This window comes from Rhodococcus shunpengi (assembly GCF_048381395.1).
GTDB lineage: Bacteria > Actinomycetota > Actinomycetes > Mycobacteriales > Mycobacteriaceae > Rhodococcus.
This window is the reverse complement of the sequence record NZ_JBLWIU010000034.1, coordinates 73,530-89,491: the sequence shown is the minus strand read 5'-3', so window position 1 is coordinate 89,491 and position 15,962 is coordinate 73,530. Positions and strand designations below refer to the sequence as shown.

Below are 15,962 nucleotides of genomic sequence, written 5' to 3'. Positions count from 1 at the left end.
GGTGCGGTCAGCGACCCTCGTGGTCGCGGCGCGCCAGCTCCGCGAACATCGCGTTGTGTGCCGCGAGATCGGCGTCGTCGTCACGCTCGGCGGCCCGGTCGACACGTCGCGCCGTGCGCCGGTCGCTGCGCGACCACTGGACGAGCAGAGCGAGCATCACGAGCACGAGCGGGATCTCGCCGGCCGACCACGCGATGCTGCCGCCGACCTTCTGATCGGAGAACAGGTCGTAGTTCCACGGCAGTGCCAGGCCGCGGTAGTAGCTCTCGGCCATCACCGTGCCCATGCTCATGAGGGTCACGCCGAAGAAGGCGTGGAACGGGAGCGAGCCGAAGACCATGGCCAGCTTCGTCACGGGCTGCAGATCGCGCGGCGACGGGTCGACGCCGATCACCACCCAGTAGAAGAGGTAGCCGCTCAGCAGGAAGTGCAGGTTCATCAGGACGTGCGCGGTGTGGCTGTCGATGAACGTGGTGAAGATCCCACCGAGATACAGGGCGTAGAAGCCGCCCACGAACATGACCGACGCGACGATCGGATGTGTGAAGAAGCGCGACGGCGGGCTGTGCAGGAACTCGAGGATCCATTCGCGCGGTCCGGGAGGGGCGTTGCGTCCGGCCGGCTTGAACGCACGCAGGGCGAGGGTCATCGCCCCGCCGAGCGCCAGGAGCACCGGGGCGAGCATCGACAGGGCCATGTGCGCGCCCATGTGCACGCTGAACATCGCCGGCGAGTACATCCCGACGCCCGAACTGGTGGCGACGAACAACACGAAGCAGCCCGAGAACCAGGCGATCGAGCGGCCGATCGGCCACGAGTCGCCGCGCTTGCGCAGCGTCCACAGTCCGACTGCATAGGCGGCGGCGAGCACGAGAGCAGCCGTGCCGAAGATCAGGTCGAAACGCCACTGCCCGAAGAACAGGCTCACGAACGACGGCGGTACGTCGAGCTGGTAGCCGAGCTCGACCTCCTGGATCGTCGGCACCGTAGCCGGCGGCGGCGGGGGCGTGCGGCCGAGTCCCACGGCCAGACCGATCGTCGCGGCGAGGACGAACGCCTCGACGAGGGTGAACCGCACGAGCGCGGACCGGCTGGTGGGGTCGGCTTCGAGTGCCGGCAGTGCCCGGCGGCGCTGCGCCCAGCCGAAGATGCCGAGCAGGACCAGCGCGACGATCTTCGCGAGCAGCAGCCTGCCGTAGGTGGTCGTGGTCAGGTCGTCGAACGACATGCGGACCGCGGCGTTGATGACGCCGCTGACGGCCATGACGACGAAGGCGAGTCCGGCGACGAAGGAGAACCGCCGGGCCGCGATGTCGGTGTGCTCACCGCCCCGCATGGAGTGCGCGAGCAGGGCGAACAACCCGCCCGCCCAGACGGACGCCGCGACGAGGTGCAGCACGAGGCTGTTGGTCGCCATGTCGTGCGAACCACCCGACGATGAGTGCCCGGTCAGGGCGATCGGCATGAGTGCGACGACCGACAGCAGCAGCAGATAGGGCGTCCACGACCAGCGCACCGTGAGCCGGATCAGCAGGGCGGTGATCAGGGCGAGCACCGTCGTCCAGGCCCAGGCCGACGCAGCCTCCACCTGACCGAGCGCCGAGAAGAGGTTCTCCGGCCGGATCGCCTCGCTCAGCGGGCTGCCGGAGGTGTCGGACAGGGTCAGCGGCACCATCAGCGCCGCCGTGACCGCCCACACCGTCGCCGCGACGCCCGCGGTCCGCACGGCGCGGTAGCCGCCGACGTCGAGCACACCCCCTCGTTGCGGGGGCACGAGGAAGGCGGCGAAGAACAGCGATCCGATGGTGATGACGGTCGCGATCTCGGAGATCGCGCGGACCGCGGGCAGACCGTAGGTGGTGAGCGGACCGGGGTCGGGGATGCCGAGCAACACCAGAGCCTGCGCAGCGGACAGCCCGACCGCGAACGCCGCGACGAGGGCGGCGAGGAGGCCGAGGAGGATCAGCAGTGCCGGCGGGTTTCCCCTCGTAGGGGCGGGCGCCGGAGGCTGCGCGGGAGACGCGAGCTCGGATGTTGCCATGCCTACCAGGGTAGGACGTCCACGCCATGACCTACGACACGCCGTCGGAGCCCTCCGGGGCCGGTAGCGGTGCCTGTGACGACGTCGACGGCGTGCTGCAGCGCGAGGAGTGTGTCGGCCGCCACCATCGCGTCGCAGTGCGGGAGCGCCGCGGACATCGACCCGGTGGAGGGTGTGAATCCGGACTGCCCGGCCCGGGGGTTGAGCCACACCACCCGGTGGGCGCGGCGCCGGATCCTGGCCAGGACGTGGGCGAGTGCGGTGGGATCGTCGCTGTCCCAACCGTCGGACGCGACGACGACGATCGCTCCGCGCAGCAGGTGTCCGTGATGGGAGGCGACCACCTCGGCGAGGGATCCGGCGATGCGCGTGCCCCCGAACCGGGTCCGCACACGCTCGTTGGCGACGTCGATCGCCTGCTCCACCGACCGGTGCCGCAGGACCGGGGTCAGACGCGTCGCTGTGGTGGAGAACACGAAGACCTCGGCCGTTCCGGTGTGCGCAAGAGCACGGACGAGATGCAGATACACCCCGACGTAGGGGCGCATCGACCGGCTGACATCGCAGAAGACGACGATCCGCCGCCGCCGTCGATCGGGGCGGGTGCGGATCAGCCGGAGCGGCTCGAACCCGGTACTGCGCGAGGCGGCGATGCTCGCCCGCACGTCGACGCGACCGGTGCGGCGTTCGACCCGGCGACGGGTGCGGCGGGTGGCCCATCGGACCCCGGCCTCCTCGATCCACGATTCGAGCAGTGCGAGTCGTGCGGGGTCGAGGTCGTCGAACCGCTGGTCGGCGATCGCCGCCAGTGCGCTCGCGACCTCGCGGCCGGGCCGATCGGCCGCCCGCTCCCCCTCCGCCGATTCGACGACGGTCCGGGTGACCCATGGGACGTCGTGGCCGCCGGCCGGAGCGTCCCGTATGCGGCGGGGCGCGTCCGTCGTGGGCGCCGCGCGCGGGCCGTCGTCCTCCGGCCCGGTGCGGCGGGCGTGTGGGTCGAGTGGGAGCGGAGCATCGCCGAAGATGCGGTCGAACACCGCGTCGAAGGTGGCGAGGCTCTCGTGCCGGTCGACGAGCGTGAGCCGCGCCGTCCAGTACAAACGGCTCCGGGTGCTCGGGGGGCATACGCGCAGAGCACGCGTGAGGGTCGCCGCTCCGTCCGCCGGTACCACGATCCCGGCGGACCTGAGCCGGTCGACCAGTCCGACCGCGAAGGCTGCGTGATCGACCCCGGGAAGCAACCGAGCGCTCACGACACCTCGGTGGAGACGAACCGGGTCAGCGCCTCCCCCAGCGCATCGACGTCGTCGGGAGTCTTCGCCAGTGCCGCGAGCGACATCGCCGCTTCGGGCCGGACGAGGTCGGCGACGCCGAGCGCCGCGAGGGCCGATACCCAGTCGATGGTCTCCGCGATCCCCGGCGCCTTGTCGAGATCGAGCCCGCGGGCCACCGCGACGAAATCCGTGGCACGTTCGACGAGCGCGGCGTTCGCCGACGGTACCGTGCGACGCAGGATCGCCACCGCGCGGGCACGGTCGGGAAAGTCGATCCAGTGGTACAGGCAGCGCCTTCGCAGTGCGTCGTGCAGGTCGCGGCTCCGGTTGGAGGTGAGCACCACGACGGGCGGGCGGGTCGCGGTGAGGGTGCCGAGCTCCGGGACGGTGACGGCGAACTCCCCCAGGAATTCGAGCAACAGCGCCTCGAATTCGTCGTCGGCGCGGTCGATCTCGTCGACGAGCAGGACGGCGGGTCTGTCGCCGCGATGGCGGACGCAGCGCAGGATCGGGCGTTCGAGGAGATACTCCTCGGAGTACAGGTCGGCCTCGGCGGGAACCTCGCCGCGCGCTTCGGCGAGCCGGATCGCGAGCAGTTGACGCTGGTAGTTCCAGTCGTAGAGGGCCTCGGCGACCGACAGTCCCTCGTAGCACTGCAACCGGATCAGCGGGCTACCGAGGATCTGCGCGAGGACCTTCGCTGCGGTGGTCTTGCCGACCCCGGGTTCGCCCTCGAGCAACAGTGGTCGGCCCAGCGCGACCGCGAGGTGGATCGCGGCGGCGGTGCCCTGATCGAGCAGATGGTCGTGGTCGTCGAACCTGGCGACCACGTCGTCGACGTCGGTGAAGATGCCCGGGGACGACGGATCGCTCACGCCACGTCGTCCTTCTCGTAGCGGCGGCGGCAGCCCGGGCAGCAGAACCACACCGTCCGCCCGGCGACGACGAGGTGCGGGGTCGACTCGGTGACCGTGACGGTCATCCCGCACACCGGGTCGACGGCCGTGCGCGGCTTCGGGCCCGTCTCCCTCGGCACCTCGATGCGTTGCGCGCTCTCCTCGGAGGATCGGGCCAACCCACCGCTGCGCGCGACCCGCACGATGTCGGCGACGATCGACAAACCGATCTCCGCCGGGGTGCGGGCACCGATGTCGAGGCCGACCGGGGTGTGGATGCGGGCACGCTCCTCGTCGGTCGGCTCCACCTCGTCGAGCACCGCGGCACCCCGGGTGCGACTCGCGACCAGGCCGACGTATCGGCTCCCGGCATCCAGAGCCGCACGGATCACACTCGCCTCGTCGCCCCCGTGGCTCGCGACGATCACCACCGACGCCTCGGCGGGCACGCGCGTCCCCCGGATCGGTTCCACCGAGTACTCGACGCGCCGCGCGAAGTCGCCCACGGCCTCGGCGACGGGCGAGTCCCCGAAGACGGCCACCACAATCGCGGGCATCCGCGGTTCGAGGAAGATCTCGGTGGCCCCACCGGACATGCACGGGTTGACCGCGATCGTCGCTCCCGGGGCGTCGGGGAACTCGCCGGCCCCGGCGGGCAGCACCCGCAGGAGCATGCTCTCCCCTCGTGCGAGCACCGTGCGGGACGCTTCGCGCACGGAACTCTCGGTGCACTGCCCGCCGACGAACCCCTCGATCGTGCCGTCGGCGAGGACGAGTGCCCGGTCGCCCGAATGTGCGGACGTCGGTGGTTGCGCCCGCACGACCGTCGCTTCGACGAACGGTCGTCGTTCACTGCGCAACTGCTCCGCCCGCACCGCGAGATCCATGTCCCCGTCCTCCGATCGCTCCACTGGCATCCTCCGGTCGCGTCGCTCAGATCGGCGGGGTCGCGCGGCCCTGCATGGCCTCCCACACCCGCGACGGCGTCAGCGGCATATCGGCGTGCCGGACGCCGAACGGCTTCAACGCGTCGACGACCGCGTTGACGATCGCGGGTGGCGAACCGACGGTGGCGGATTCGCCGATGCCCTTCGCGCCGATCGGATGGTGCGGCGACGGGGTGACGGTGAACGCGGTCTCGAGCGTCGGCACCTCGAGGGCCGTGGGGATCAGATAGTCCATGAACGAACCGCCCAGGCAGGTGCCGTTCTCGTCGAACGCGATCATCTCCATCAGGGCCATGCCGATCCCGTCGACGATGCCGCCGTGCACCTGACCCTCGATGATCATGGGGTTGATGCGGGTGCCGCAGTCGTCCACCGCCAGGAACCGGCGGATCTTCACCTGCGCGGTGCCGGGATCGACGTCGACGACGCAGAAGTAGGCCCCGTAGGGGTAGGTGAGGTTCTCGGGGTTGTAGCAGATCTGCGCTTCGAGACCACCTTCGAGACCCTCCGGCAGGTCGCCGGCGCCGTGGGCGCGCATCGCGATGTCCTGGATGGTCACCGACGCTCCCGGGTCGCCCTTCACGTGGAAGCGGCCCTTCTCCCATTCGAGGTCGGCGACCGAGACCTCGAGCATGCCCGCGGCGATGATCTTCGCCTTGTCGCGCACCTTCCGCGCGACGAGCGCGGCGGCCGCCCCGGACACCGGTGTCGATCGACTTCCGTAGGTGCCGAGCCCGAACGGGGTGTTGTCGGTGTCGCCGTGCACGACGTCGATGTCGTCGGGCGGGATGCCGATCTCCTCCGCGACGATCTGCGCGAAGGTCGTCTCGTGCCCCTGTCCCTGCGACTGCACCGACAACCTCACGACGGCCTTGCCGGTGGGATGGACGCGTAGTTCGCATCCGTCGGCCATGCCGAGACCGAGGATGTCCATGTCCTTGCGCGGACCGGCTCCGACGGCCTCGGTGAAGAACGACATGCCGATACCCATCAGCTCACCCCGCGCGCGGCGTTCGGCCTGTTCGCGGCGCAGTTCGTCGTAGCCGACGATGTCCATGGCCTTGCGCATGGTGGTCTCGTAGTCGCCCGAGTCGTACTTCCAGCCGGTCTTGCTCGTGTAGGGGAACTGATCGGGGCGCAGGAGGTTCTTCAGGCGCAGTTCCGCGGGGTCCATGTCGAGGTCGTGGGCGAGGCAGTCGACGAGCCGTTCGACGAAGTACACAGCCTCGGTGATGCGGAACGAGCAGGCGTAGGCGACGCCGCCGGGTGCCTTGTTCGTGTAGACGGCCGTCATGTGGCAGTAGGCGGCCTCGATGTCGTAGCTGCCGGTGAACACACCGAAGAAGCCGGCCGGATACTTCACCGGGGCGGCGGTGGCGTTGAAGGCGCCGTGATCGGCGAGGACCCGCGACCGGATCGCGAGGATGCGGCCTTCCTTCGTCGCCGCGATCTCGCCGACCATGATGTAGTCGCGCGCGAAGCCGGTGCTCATGAGGTTCTCGCTGCGGTCCTCCATCCACTTGACCGGGTGCCCGGTGACCAGCGAGGCAACGATCGCCCCGACATAGCCGGGGTAGATGGGGACCTTGTTGCCGAATCCCCCGCCGATGTCGGGTGAGATGACGCGGATCTTGTGCTCGGGCAGACCCGCGACCAGCGCGTACAGCGTGCGGTGGGCGTGCGGGGCCTGCGTGGTGGACCAGAGCGTCAGCTTCCCGGAGATCCGGTCGTAGTCGGCGACCGCACCGCAGGTCTCCATCGGCGCGGGATGCACGCGTGGATAGACGATCTCCTGCCGGGTGACGACGTCGGCCTTCGCGAAGACCGCGTCGGTCGCCGCGGCATCGCCGGCTTCCCAGTCGAAGCAGTGGTTGTCGGTTTTGCCGTCGAGATCGGTCCGGATCACCGGTGCCTCGGGCGACAGGGCCGTGCGCACGTCGACGACCGGGTCGAGCATCTCGTAGTCGACGTCGATCAGTTCGAGGGCGTCGCGCGCCGAGTAGTGGTCGTCGGCGACGACGAAGGCGACCTCCTGACCGTGGAAGCGCACCTTGTCGGTGGCCAGCACGGCCTGTACGTCGTTCGACAGCGTCGGCATCCAGGCGAGCCCCTTCTCGGCCAGATCGGCGCCCGTGATCACCGCCCGCACCTTCGGGTGCGCGAGGGCGGCGGACGTGTCGATGCCGTTGATGCGAGCATGCGCGACCGGCGATCGGAGCACCGCGAGATGCAGCATGCCGGGCAGCCGGACGTCGTCGACGTAGTTGCCGCGGCCGCGCACGAACCGCGGGTCCTCCTTGCGCAGCATCCGGCCGTGTCCGCACGGCTTGCGATCGTTGTCCTGTTCCTCCGGACGTGTGTCCGGTTCGACCGCGGTCATCACGACACCTCCGTGGGTTGCGCCTTCGAGGAGTGTTCGGCGGCCCACCGGACCGACCGGACGATGGTGGTGTAGCCGGTGCAGCGGCAGATCTGCCCGGAGATCGCCTCGCGGATGGTCGCCTCGTCGGGGTCGGGATCGCGGTCGAGCAGGGACCGCGCGGTGATCATCATTCCCGGGGTGCAGAAGCCGCACTGCAGTCCGTGGCAACGCACGAAGCCTTCTTGCACGGGGTCGAGGACACCGTCGCGTTCGAGTCCCTCGACGGTGAGCACCTCGTGGCCGGCGGCCATGACCGCCAGCGTGGTGCACGACTTCACCGGCTCGCCGTCCACGGCGACGACACACGTTCCGCAGTTGCTCGTGTCGCATCCCCAGTGCGTTCCGGTCAGACCGAGGTGGTCGCGCAGGAAGTGCACGAGCAGTGTCCGGGGTTCGACGTCGGCGGTGACACTCTCGCCGTTGACCGTCATCGAGATCTGCATCGGTTCACACCCTTTCGGTGACGCCGAGACGTTCGGCGGATCGGCGCAGGGCCCGCACCGTCAACTCCGATGCGAGGTGACGCTTGTAGGCGGCGGTGCCGCGCTGATCGGTCTCGGGATCGCATGCCGACGCGGCCGCCGCTCCCGCCTCGCGGAACAACTCCTCCGAGACCGGCGAGCCGCGCAACAGCTCGGACACCCTCGACAGCGCCGCCTCGTCGGCGCGCACCGCCGTCAGCCCGACACGCGCGTCGGCGATGCGTCCGTCGTCCGACATCCACAGCGCGGCGCCCGCCGCGGCCACCGCCCAGTCCCCCGCGCGACGCTCGACCTTCTCGTACGCGCTGGAGGCGGTGCCCTTCCGCGGCAGTCGCACCTCGACGAGCAACTCGTTCGGAGCGACGGCCGTCTCGTAGGCACCGAGATGGAAGTCGTCGAAGGCGAGCTCGCGCACCCCCGCCGGCCCGCGGACGACGCATGTCGCACCGAGCACCGCGCAGACCGTCGACAGGTCCTCGGCGGGGTCGGCCTGGCAGATCGACCCTCCGAGCGTCCCGCGATTGCGGACGACCGGATCGGCGATGACCTTCTCCGCGTCCCGGAAGATCGGGAAGATGCCGGCGAGTTCGTCGGATTCGAGCAGTCGACGGTGGCGCACGAGGGCACCGATGCGAACGACCTCGGGTTCGACCGTGATGTGGTCGAGTTCGTCCCCGAGGTCGTTGATGTCGATCAGGTATTCCGGATTCGCGAGCCTCAGTTTCATCATCGGGAGAAGGCTGTGTCCGCCGGCGACGACGCGGGCACCTTCTCCGTGCCGGTCGAGCAACTCGACGGCGTGCTCCACTCCGGTTGCGCGCGCGTATTCGAACGGGCCAGGAACCTGCATGAAGAACTCCCACCCTCGGGCGGACGCATCGGTTGTCCCCCGCCGATCCGTCCGCACTTCCCCCTTCGGCGCCCAGGTTAGTCCCGAGCCACGATCCGTGGGGCGAAACGGACGATCTGGACCGAACCCCCATGTCCGGGGCGGCGAGTGGAGAGCCGACCGTCCTCGTCAGGAGCTCTCGGCGGCGCGAGCGGATAGCGTGGAAGGAGCCGACCGGCCGACGCGACGGGAGCACCACGCATATCCATGGACGTGATCAACGAATTCATCATCGGCCAGGCCGCAGCCCTGTGGGTCTACCCGTTGCTCTTCGCCGTGTGCACGCTCGACGGCTTCTTCCCACCGGTGCCCAGCGAGACCGTCCTGGTCACCCTGTCGTCCCTCTCGGGTTCGACGGGACGTCCCTATCTGTGGATCGTCATCGTGCTGGCGGCGCTCGGCGCGATCATCGGCGACAACATCGCCTACGCGATCGGACGGAAGGTCGGCACCGAACGGTTCCGGTGGATGCGCCGCCCGAAGGCGCAGGCCGCCTTCGCGTGGGCGCGGCGCGGACTCGACAAGCGCGGCGCCGCAGTGATCCTCACGGCGCGATACATCCCGATCGGTCGGATCGCCGTGAACATGACGGCCGGAGCGACCCGCTACCCGCGACAGAAGTTCGTGCCGCTCACGATTCTCGGCGGTACGACCTGGGCGCTGTACTCGGCGTTCGTGGGGCGTCTCGTCGGCGGCTGGTTCGAATCGCAGCCCCTGTTCGGCGCCGCGGTCGCCATCTGCGTCGCAGTGGTCCTGGGTGTCGGAATCGACCATCTCATCCAGCGGTTCAAGACCGGTCGAGTGGACATTCCCCGGGGCGAATCGAGCCCCGACGACGAACGCGGCAGCACGCTCGAGCGTTGATCCCGGCGGGTACGAGGGTGTGTGCGGCGACCACAGGAAGCACCCGCTAAGATTCTGGCCGCGCCTCCGTAGCTCAGATGGATAGAGCAAGAGCCTTCTAATCTCTAGGTCGCAGGTTCGAGTCCTGCCGGGGGCACCTCCGACCGTCGGCGCAGTGCCCGCCGCGGGGTCGCACATCGTACCGATGAACCGGGCAATCCACCCGACGGACAGGCCGTTCGGACCGTGTGTTTCTCATCCCACCTTGGAGGCGGGCTAACACATGCTAAGGGCCACACCCTATAGTTTTCGTCGTAAAACCCTTGTTACAGAATCCTCACAGAGTCAGGTAGGTGGGCGTGTCGACATCGGACCGCATCGAAGAGATCTACGAGCAGGTCAAGGCCCGCAACGCAGGTGAACCCGAATTCCACCAGGCTGCGGCCGAAGTGTTCGAGTCTCTGCATGTCGTGCTCGAGCGTCACCCCGGATACTTCGAATCCGGCCTGATCGAGCGCCTGTGCGAGCCGGAGCGACAGATCATCTTCCGCGTGCCGTGGATCGATGATCAGGGCAACGTCCACGTCAACCGTGGCTTCCGCGTGCAGTACAACAGCGTTCTCGGCCCCTACAAGGGTGGCCTGCGCTTCCACCCGAGCGTCAACCTCGGCATCGTCAAGTTCCTCGGCTTCGAGCAGATCTTCAAGAACGCCCTCACCGGCCTGCCCATCGGCGGCGGCAAGGGCGGCTCGGACTTCGACCCCAAGGGTCGCTCCGAGCAGGAGATCATGCGCTTCTGCCAGTCGTTCATGACCGAGCTGCACCGCCACATCGGTGAGTACACCGACGTCCCGGCCGGTGACATCGGCGTCGGCGGCCGCGAGATCGGCTACCTGTTCGGCCAGTACAAGCGCCTCACCAACTCCTACGAGTCCGGCGTCCTCACCGGCAAGGGCCTCACCTGGGGCGGTTCGCAGGTGCGCAAGGAGGCCACCGGTTACGGCGCGGCCTACTTCGTCAACGAGATGGCCAAGACCGCCGGCACCTCGCTCGAGGGCCGCACCGCCGTCGTCTCGGGTTCGGGCAACGTCGCGATCTACGCCATCGAGAAGATCCACCAGCTCGGCGGCACCGCGATCGCGTGCTCCGACTCCTCCGGCTACATCGTCGACCGCAAGGGCCTCGACGTCGCTCTCCTCAAGGAGATCAAGGAGGTCCGCCGCGGACGCATCTCCGAGTACGTCGACGAGCGCGGCGACGCCGAGTTCTTCCCCGGCGGTAACATCTGGAACGTGCCCTGCGACGTCGCACTGCCGTGTGCCACGCAGAACGAGCTCGACGAGGAGTCGGCCAAGACCCTCGTCAACAACGGCGTGAAGATCGTCGCCGAGGGCGCCAACATGCCCACCACCCCGGGCGGCATCAGCGTCTTCCGCGACGCCGGAGTCGCCTTCGCGCCCGGTAAGGCCGCCAACGCCGGTGGCGTGGCGACCTCCGCGCTGGAGATGCAGCAGAACGCCTCGCGCGACTCGTGGCACTTCGACTACACCGACGAGCGCCTCGCCGGCATCATGGCCGACATCCACGGCCGGTGCGTCGAGACCGCCGCCGAGTACGGCAAGCCGGGCGACTACATCCACGGCGCCAACATCGCCGGCTTCGTGAAGGTCGCCGACGCCATGTTCGCACTGGGCGTCATCTGACGCTGTGTTCGCACCGTGCGTCATCTGACGACCGATTCTTCATGCGAAGTGCGGGTACCGACGAGTTCGGTANACCCGCACTTCGTGTTTCGGGTGAAGAATCCTCGCCTCGGGGAGGGCGGGGACGGCTGTTCTAGCGGACGATCTCGCGGCGGTCGTCGGGGAGCCGGCGTGTGCGACCCGCCTTGTCGAGCCGGTCGAGCAACGGCAGGACCACCCGCCGTGTCGTTCCCAGCCGCTCGCGCGCGGCACTGGTCGTGAACGGCTGGTCCAATTCGTCCAGCAGTTCCACGGCCGTGTCGGCGGCGTCGGGGAGCAGGACGATGCCCGGGCCCGCCCGCCACAACCGTCCGCTGCGTTCGGCCGCGCCGAGGGCCCGGTCGTCGAGGCCGAGCTCGCGCAGGCGATCGGCGGTCGGAGCCGCGAACGGAGCGGCCGACAGATCGCGGCGCACCTGCTCGACGGCCTTGCGGATCTTCGGCGGTAGACCGTCGGCACCGGGAGCGATCACCCGTCCCCCGACCACTTCGAGCGGAGGTCGCACCAGCGCCCGGACGAGGTCGGGCGTGGGAAGACGAAGCTGCGACGCCAGCACCGTCAACGGGGCCGCCGGATCCAGTGGGTGGGCGCGGGCGTGGGCCTGCACGAGTGTGGGCAGCCGGTCGGCGACGGCCTTCGCGAGGCCGGGTGCGACGAGCCACGGCCCGACCGTCAGGTGCTCTCCCCGTTCGAGCGGGATGCCCAACTGTCGCAACCGTTGCCGATGCAGGAGTCCGCGGCGGGCGAGTTCGTCGGCCAGGCGCGGCGTCCCGTCGGCCCCCGCCAGTTGCAACGCGCGGCGTGCCGCCGCGCCGCGACGCCGGAATCGGGGTGGATCGGGATCGAGAACGTCGGCCCGCCAGATCATCCGGCGGCCCGGGTCGCGCAGCAGGGCGCGGTCGCCGATCCGCAGGGGCAACGGGCAGTCGAGGGTGAGCCGGACGAGATCGTCGCCCAGCGGACGGCACCGGACACCGACGTCCGCGGCACCGATGTGCAGCACCGGAGCGACGGGCGGCCGGTCGTCGCCGCTGATCCGCACGTCGACGACGGAGGTGTGGTGCCACGCGCCGGGCGTGACGAGCACACCGCCCCGTCCCAGGTCGTCGACCCGGCCGGTGAGATTGAGGGCGACCCGGGCCACGCCACTTACCGCGGTCCGGTCGCGACCGAGTGCCTGCAGGCTGCGGACCCGCAGCGGTGTGTCCCCGAGCGCGAGGGTGTCCCCCACGCGCACCGTGCCCGCGGGAAGCGTTCCGGTGACGACGGTTCCGGATCCACGCACGGTGAACCGGCGATCCACCCAGAGCCGGACGTCGGCCTGCGGATCGGGGTCCGGAAGCGAGGCGACCATCCTCGTCAGGGCGCCCCGGAGATCGTCTAGGCCCATCCCGGTCCGCCCGCTCACAGCGACGACGGGAGCCCCCGCCAGACTCGTACGGGCGACCTCCGCCGCGGCCCGCGCGGCCGCGGGTCCCGGATCGGCGAGATCGGCGCGGGTGACGGCGACGACCGCGTGACGAACGCCGAGCGCGTCGAGCGCTGCGAGGTGTTCGGCCGCCTGCGGCATCCACGGATCGTCGGCGGCCACCACGAACAGCGCGGCGGGGACCGATCCCACTCCGGAGAGCATCGTCGTGAGGAATCGCTCGTGTCCGGGGACGTCGACGAAGGCGACCTCCCCCACCTCGGACCAGGACGTCCAGCAGTAGCCGAGCTCGATGGTCAGTCCTCGTCGCCGTTCCTCGGCGAGCCGGTCCGGATTTGCACCGGTGAGCGCCTCGACCAGCGTCGACTTGCCGTGATCGACGTGCCCGGCGGTCGCGACGACGTGCATCAGGATCCTTCGCGAGTAGCCACGCGCGTCACGGCGTCGATCAACTCGCCGTCCTCGGCGGGGTCGACCGCGAGCAGGTCGAGCAGCAACCGGCCGCGTTCGACGCGGCCGACGACGGGGTGCTCGCCGAGCCGCAACGGGAGTGCGAGGTGTTCGGGCAGGGCGATCGCGACGCTCGGCAGGACGACGTCCGGGGCGCCGCCGCCCCCGACGACGCCGTCGGAGTCGACCACCTCGGGGTCGCACTCCGGTGGCAACGCCACGCAGATCGCCTGTGCGCGGGCACGGAGATCCTCCGGGCGGGAGGCCAGCGCCGCCGCCACGGGTGGCATCGGTCCCGTCAGGGTCGCTTCGAGAGCGGCCAGGGTGAGCTTGTCGACGCGCAGCGCCCGCGCGAACGGGTCGCGCCGCAGACGTTCCACGAGTTCGGCCCGCCCGAGCAGCAGGCCGGCCTGCGGGCCGCCGAGGAGCTTGTCGCCCGAGGCGGTCACCAGGTCGGCGCCGGCACGCAGCGCGGTGGTGGCGTCGGGTTCGTTCGGCAACCGCGGATGCGGCGCGAGCAGACCGGATCCGATGTCGACCACGACGGGCGGTCCGAGCCCGGTGAGTTCCCGGACCGACACCGACGACGTGAAGCCGCTGACGGTGAAGTTCGAGGGGTGCACCTTGAGGACGAAGGCGGTGTCGTCGTCGACGGCCGCGGCGTAGTCGCTCAGGCGCACGCGGTTGGTGGTGCCGACCTCACGCAGCGTCGCGCCCACGGATTCCAGCAGTTCCGGGATCCGGAAGCCGTCACCGATCTCGACCAGTTCGCCCCGTGCGATCACGATCGAGCGACCACCGCGTGTGAGCACCCGAGTGACCAGGGCGAGAGCCGCGGCACCGTTGTTGACGACGTGGACGCCGCCGGCGTCGGGTACCTGTTCGGCGAGCGCCTCGAGGGCGCCGCGTCCTCGCCGTCCGCGCCGGCCGGTGGCCAGGTCGAGTTCGACGTCGGTGGCACCCGCCGCGGTGGACACGGCCTCGACCGCCGCTCGGGACAGCGGGGCGCGACCGAGATTGGTGTGCACCACCACGCCGGTCGCGTTGACGACGCGGCGCAGGGTGGTCGCCTGTTGCGGCAGCGACGCGACCGCGACGTCGGCGACGGCATCGGGCGCGATCTCGCCGTCGCGGCACCGTTGCTGGGCCACGACGACGGTCTGCTTGACCAGTCGGGCGCCGAGCCGGTCGACGGCCTCTCGCAGGCGCGGATCGGCCAGGACCTGGTCGGTGCGGGGAACGTCCCGTCTCGGATCCGGCACGCGCTCCCCATCCCACGGTCGACGAAAACTTTTGGCGGAGGCGGACGGGAATCGAACCCGCCCAGCCCAGATACTGGGCCACAACGGTTTTGAAGACCGCGACCGTCACCAGACGAGAACCACCTCCGCGCTCACCCTAACCGAAGTCGGGCCCTCGGTTACGACTCGCCCGTATGTTTGGGTTCATGACCGCACACGTCGACCTTCCCGAGGGCGCCATCCGACTCACCCAGTACGCCGCCGGCGGCGGTTGCGCATGCAAAGTTCCGCCGGGTGAACTCGAACGGGTGCTCGGCGGTCTGCAGGGTGGACGGGCCGCCGGCGAACTGTTGGTGGGCGTGGAGAACGGCGACGACGGTGCCGCGGTCCGGATCGAACCGACGCCCGACGGGAGTGGCCGGGCCGTCATCGTGACGGCCGACTTCTTCACCCCGGTCGTCGACGACGCCTACGACTGGGGACGGATCGCCGCCACCAACGCCATGTCCGACGTCTACGCGATGGGTGGCACGCCGATCATCGCGGTCAACCTCCTGGGCTGGCCGCGCGAACTCATCCCGTTCGAACTCGCCGCCGAGGTGATGCGCGGTGGCGCCGACGCGTGCGCCGAGGCGGGTGCTCATCTCGCCGGCGGGCACAGCATCGACGACCGGGAGCCGAAGTACGGGCTGGCCGTGACCGGTCTGGGCGATCCGGATCGCCTGCTGCGCAACGACGCTGCCACGCCCGGCCTGCCGCTGACTCTCACCAAGCCGCTCGGTCTCGGCATCCTGAACAACCGACACAAGGCCACCGGCGAGCGTTTCGAGGAAGCGGTCGCGTTGATGACTACTCTCAACCGCGAGGCGGCGCAACTCGCGCACGAGGCCGGTGTCCGAGCCGCCACCGACGTCACCGGTTTCGGTCTGCTCGGGCACCTGATGAAGATGATGCGGGCCAGCGGTACGACCGCCGTGATCGACTCCGCGGCCGTGCCGTACGTCGCCGGGGCGCGGGAGTCGCTCGCGGAGGGATTCGTCCCCGGCGGGAGCCGGCGCAATCTCGACTGGGTACGCGACGCGGTCGACTCCGAGGTGGACGACGACGAACTGCTCCTGCTCGCCGACGCCCAGACGTCCGGCGGCCTGCTGGTCGTCGGTGAGCTGCCCGGCCATCCGGTCATCGGCGAGGTGGTCCCCGCGGGCGAACACGCGATCCGGGTGCGCTGACCCCGTTCATCGTCGGACATGCCGACACACCTGCCCCGGATTAACCGGCACGAACCGGGGGTAGACGGTAGCTTCGG

Annotated in this window: 12 protein-coding genes and 2 tRNA genes; 4 read left to right on the top strand and 10 right to left on the bottom strand. The window is 69.9% G+C overall.

The genetic code is table 11. From position 1 onward, the window contains the following. Window positions 1-7 precede the first annotated feature (7 nt). From ACNJ7K_RS20670 to ACNJ7K_RS20640, 7 genes are read right to left on the bottom strand one after another with little or no spacing between them, the layout of a single operon-like run. Window positions 8-2,041: a bifunctional copper resistance protein CopD/cytochrome c oxidase assembly protein gene (locus tag ACNJ7K_RS20670; RefSeq protein ID WP_159418648.1), complete on the bottom strand. Its 2,034-nt coding sequence runs from the start codon at window positions 2,039-2,041 to the stop codon at window positions 8-10. 2 nt (window positions 2,042-2,043) lie between these two features. After that, complete coding sequence (locus ACNJ7K_RS20665) at window positions 2,044-3,294, bottom strand: vWA domain-containing protein (protein ID WP_120282172.1); 1,251 nt, start codon at window positions 3,292-3,294, stop codon at window positions 2,044-2,046. Continuing rightward, window positions 3,291-4,190 carry an AAA family ATPase gene (locus ACNJ7K_RS20660; protein WP_120282171.1) on the bottom strand — a complete coding sequence of 300 codons (900 nt, stop codon included), beginning with the start codon at window positions 4,188-4,190 and terminating at the stop codon, window positions 3,291-3,293. Before ACNJ7K_RS20660 ends, ACNJ7K_RS20665 begins: the two co-directional genes overlap by 4 nt. Beyond that, window positions 4,187-5,098, bottom strand: coding sequence for an XdhC family protein (locus ACNJ7K_RS20655; protein ID WP_183070799.1), 912 nt, complete (start codon window positions 5,096-5,098; stop codon window positions 4,187-4,189). Before ACNJ7K_RS20655 ends, ACNJ7K_RS20660 begins: the two co-directional genes overlap by 4 nt. Window positions 5,099-5,144: 46 nt before the next feature. Continuing rightward, entirely contained in the window at window positions 5,145-7,538 is a 2,394-nt protein-coding gene (locus tag ACNJ7K_RS20650; RefSeq protein ID WP_230787683.1) for an aerobic carbon-monoxide dehydrogenase large subunit, read from the bottom strand. Then, window positions 7,538-8,023, bottom strand: coding sequence for a (2Fe-2S)-binding protein (locus ACNJ7K_RS20645; protein WP_019289024.1), 486 nt, complete (start codon window positions 8,021-8,023; stop codon window positions 7,538-7,540). The genes ACNJ7K_RS20650 and ACNJ7K_RS20645 overlap by 1 nt, the downstream gene beginning before the upstream one ends. Before the next feature lie 4 nt (window positions 8,024-8,027). Continuing rightward, complete coding sequence (locus tag ACNJ7K_RS20640) at window positions 8,028-8,912, bottom strand: FAD binding domain-containing protein (protein WP_487042121.1); 885 nt, start codon at window positions 8,910-8,912, stop codon at window positions 8,028-8,030. A gap of 246 nt (window positions 8,913-9,158) precedes the next feature. Here ACNJ7K_RS20640 and ACNJ7K_RS20635 point away from each other — a divergent pair, with 246 nt between their 5' ends. The 3 genes from ACNJ7K_RS20635 to gdhA all read left to right on the top strand — a co-directional run bounded on the left by ACNJ7K_RS20635 (window position 9,159) and on the right by gdhA (window position 11,497). Then, window positions 9,159-9,815, top strand: a complete 657-nt coding sequence (locus ACNJ7K_RS20635) for a DedA family protein (RefSeq protein ID WP_120282167.1) — start codon at window positions 9,159-9,161, stop codon at window positions 9,813-9,815. Window positions 9,816-9,877: 62 nt separating this feature from the next. After that, a tRNA-Arg gene (locus ACNJ7K_RS20630) sits at window positions 9,878-9,951 on the top strand. A gap of 202 nt (window positions 9,952-10,153) precedes the next feature. Further along, window positions 10,154-11,497, top strand: coding sequence for an NADP-specific glutamate dehydrogenase (gene gdhA, locus ACNJ7K_RS20625; RefSeq protein ID WP_487042120.1), 1,344 nt, complete (start codon window positions 10,154-10,156; stop codon window positions 11,495-11,497). A gap of 133 nt (window positions 11,498-11,630) precedes the next feature. Here the strand turns inward: gdhA and selB are convergent, their stop codons facing one another. The 3 genes from selB to ACNJ7K_RS20610 all read right to left on the bottom strand — a co-directional run bounded on the left by selB (window position 11,631) and on the right by ACNJ7K_RS20610 (window position 14,804). Further along, window positions 11,631-13,373 carry a selenocysteine-specific translation elongation factor gene (selB, locus tag ACNJ7K_RS20620; protein ID WP_487042119.1) on the bottom strand — a complete coding sequence of 581 codons (1,743 nt, stop codon included), beginning with the start codon at window positions 13,371-13,373 and terminating at the stop codon, window positions 11,631-11,633. After that, window positions 13,373-14,677, bottom strand: a complete 1,305-nt coding sequence (selA, locus tag ACNJ7K_RS20615; RefSeq protein ID WP_487042118.1) for an L-seryl-tRNA(Sec) selenium transferase — start codon at window positions 14,675-14,677, stop codon at window positions 13,373-13,375. The genes selB and selA overlap by 1 nt, the downstream gene beginning before the upstream one ends. A 32-nt stretch (window positions 14,678-14,709) precedes the next feature. Continuing rightward, a tRNA-Sec gene (locus tag ACNJ7K_RS20610) sits at window positions 14,710-14,804 on the bottom strand. Between the two features lie 58 nt (window positions 14,805-14,862). Here ACNJ7K_RS20610 and selD point away from each other — a divergent pair. Then, complete coding sequence (gene selD / locus ACNJ7K_RS20605) at window positions 14,863-15,885, top strand: selenide, water dikinase SelD (protein ID WP_487042117.1); 1,023 nt, start codon at window positions 14,863-14,865, stop codon at window positions 15,883-15,885. Window positions 15,886-15,962 lie beyond the last annotated feature (77 nt).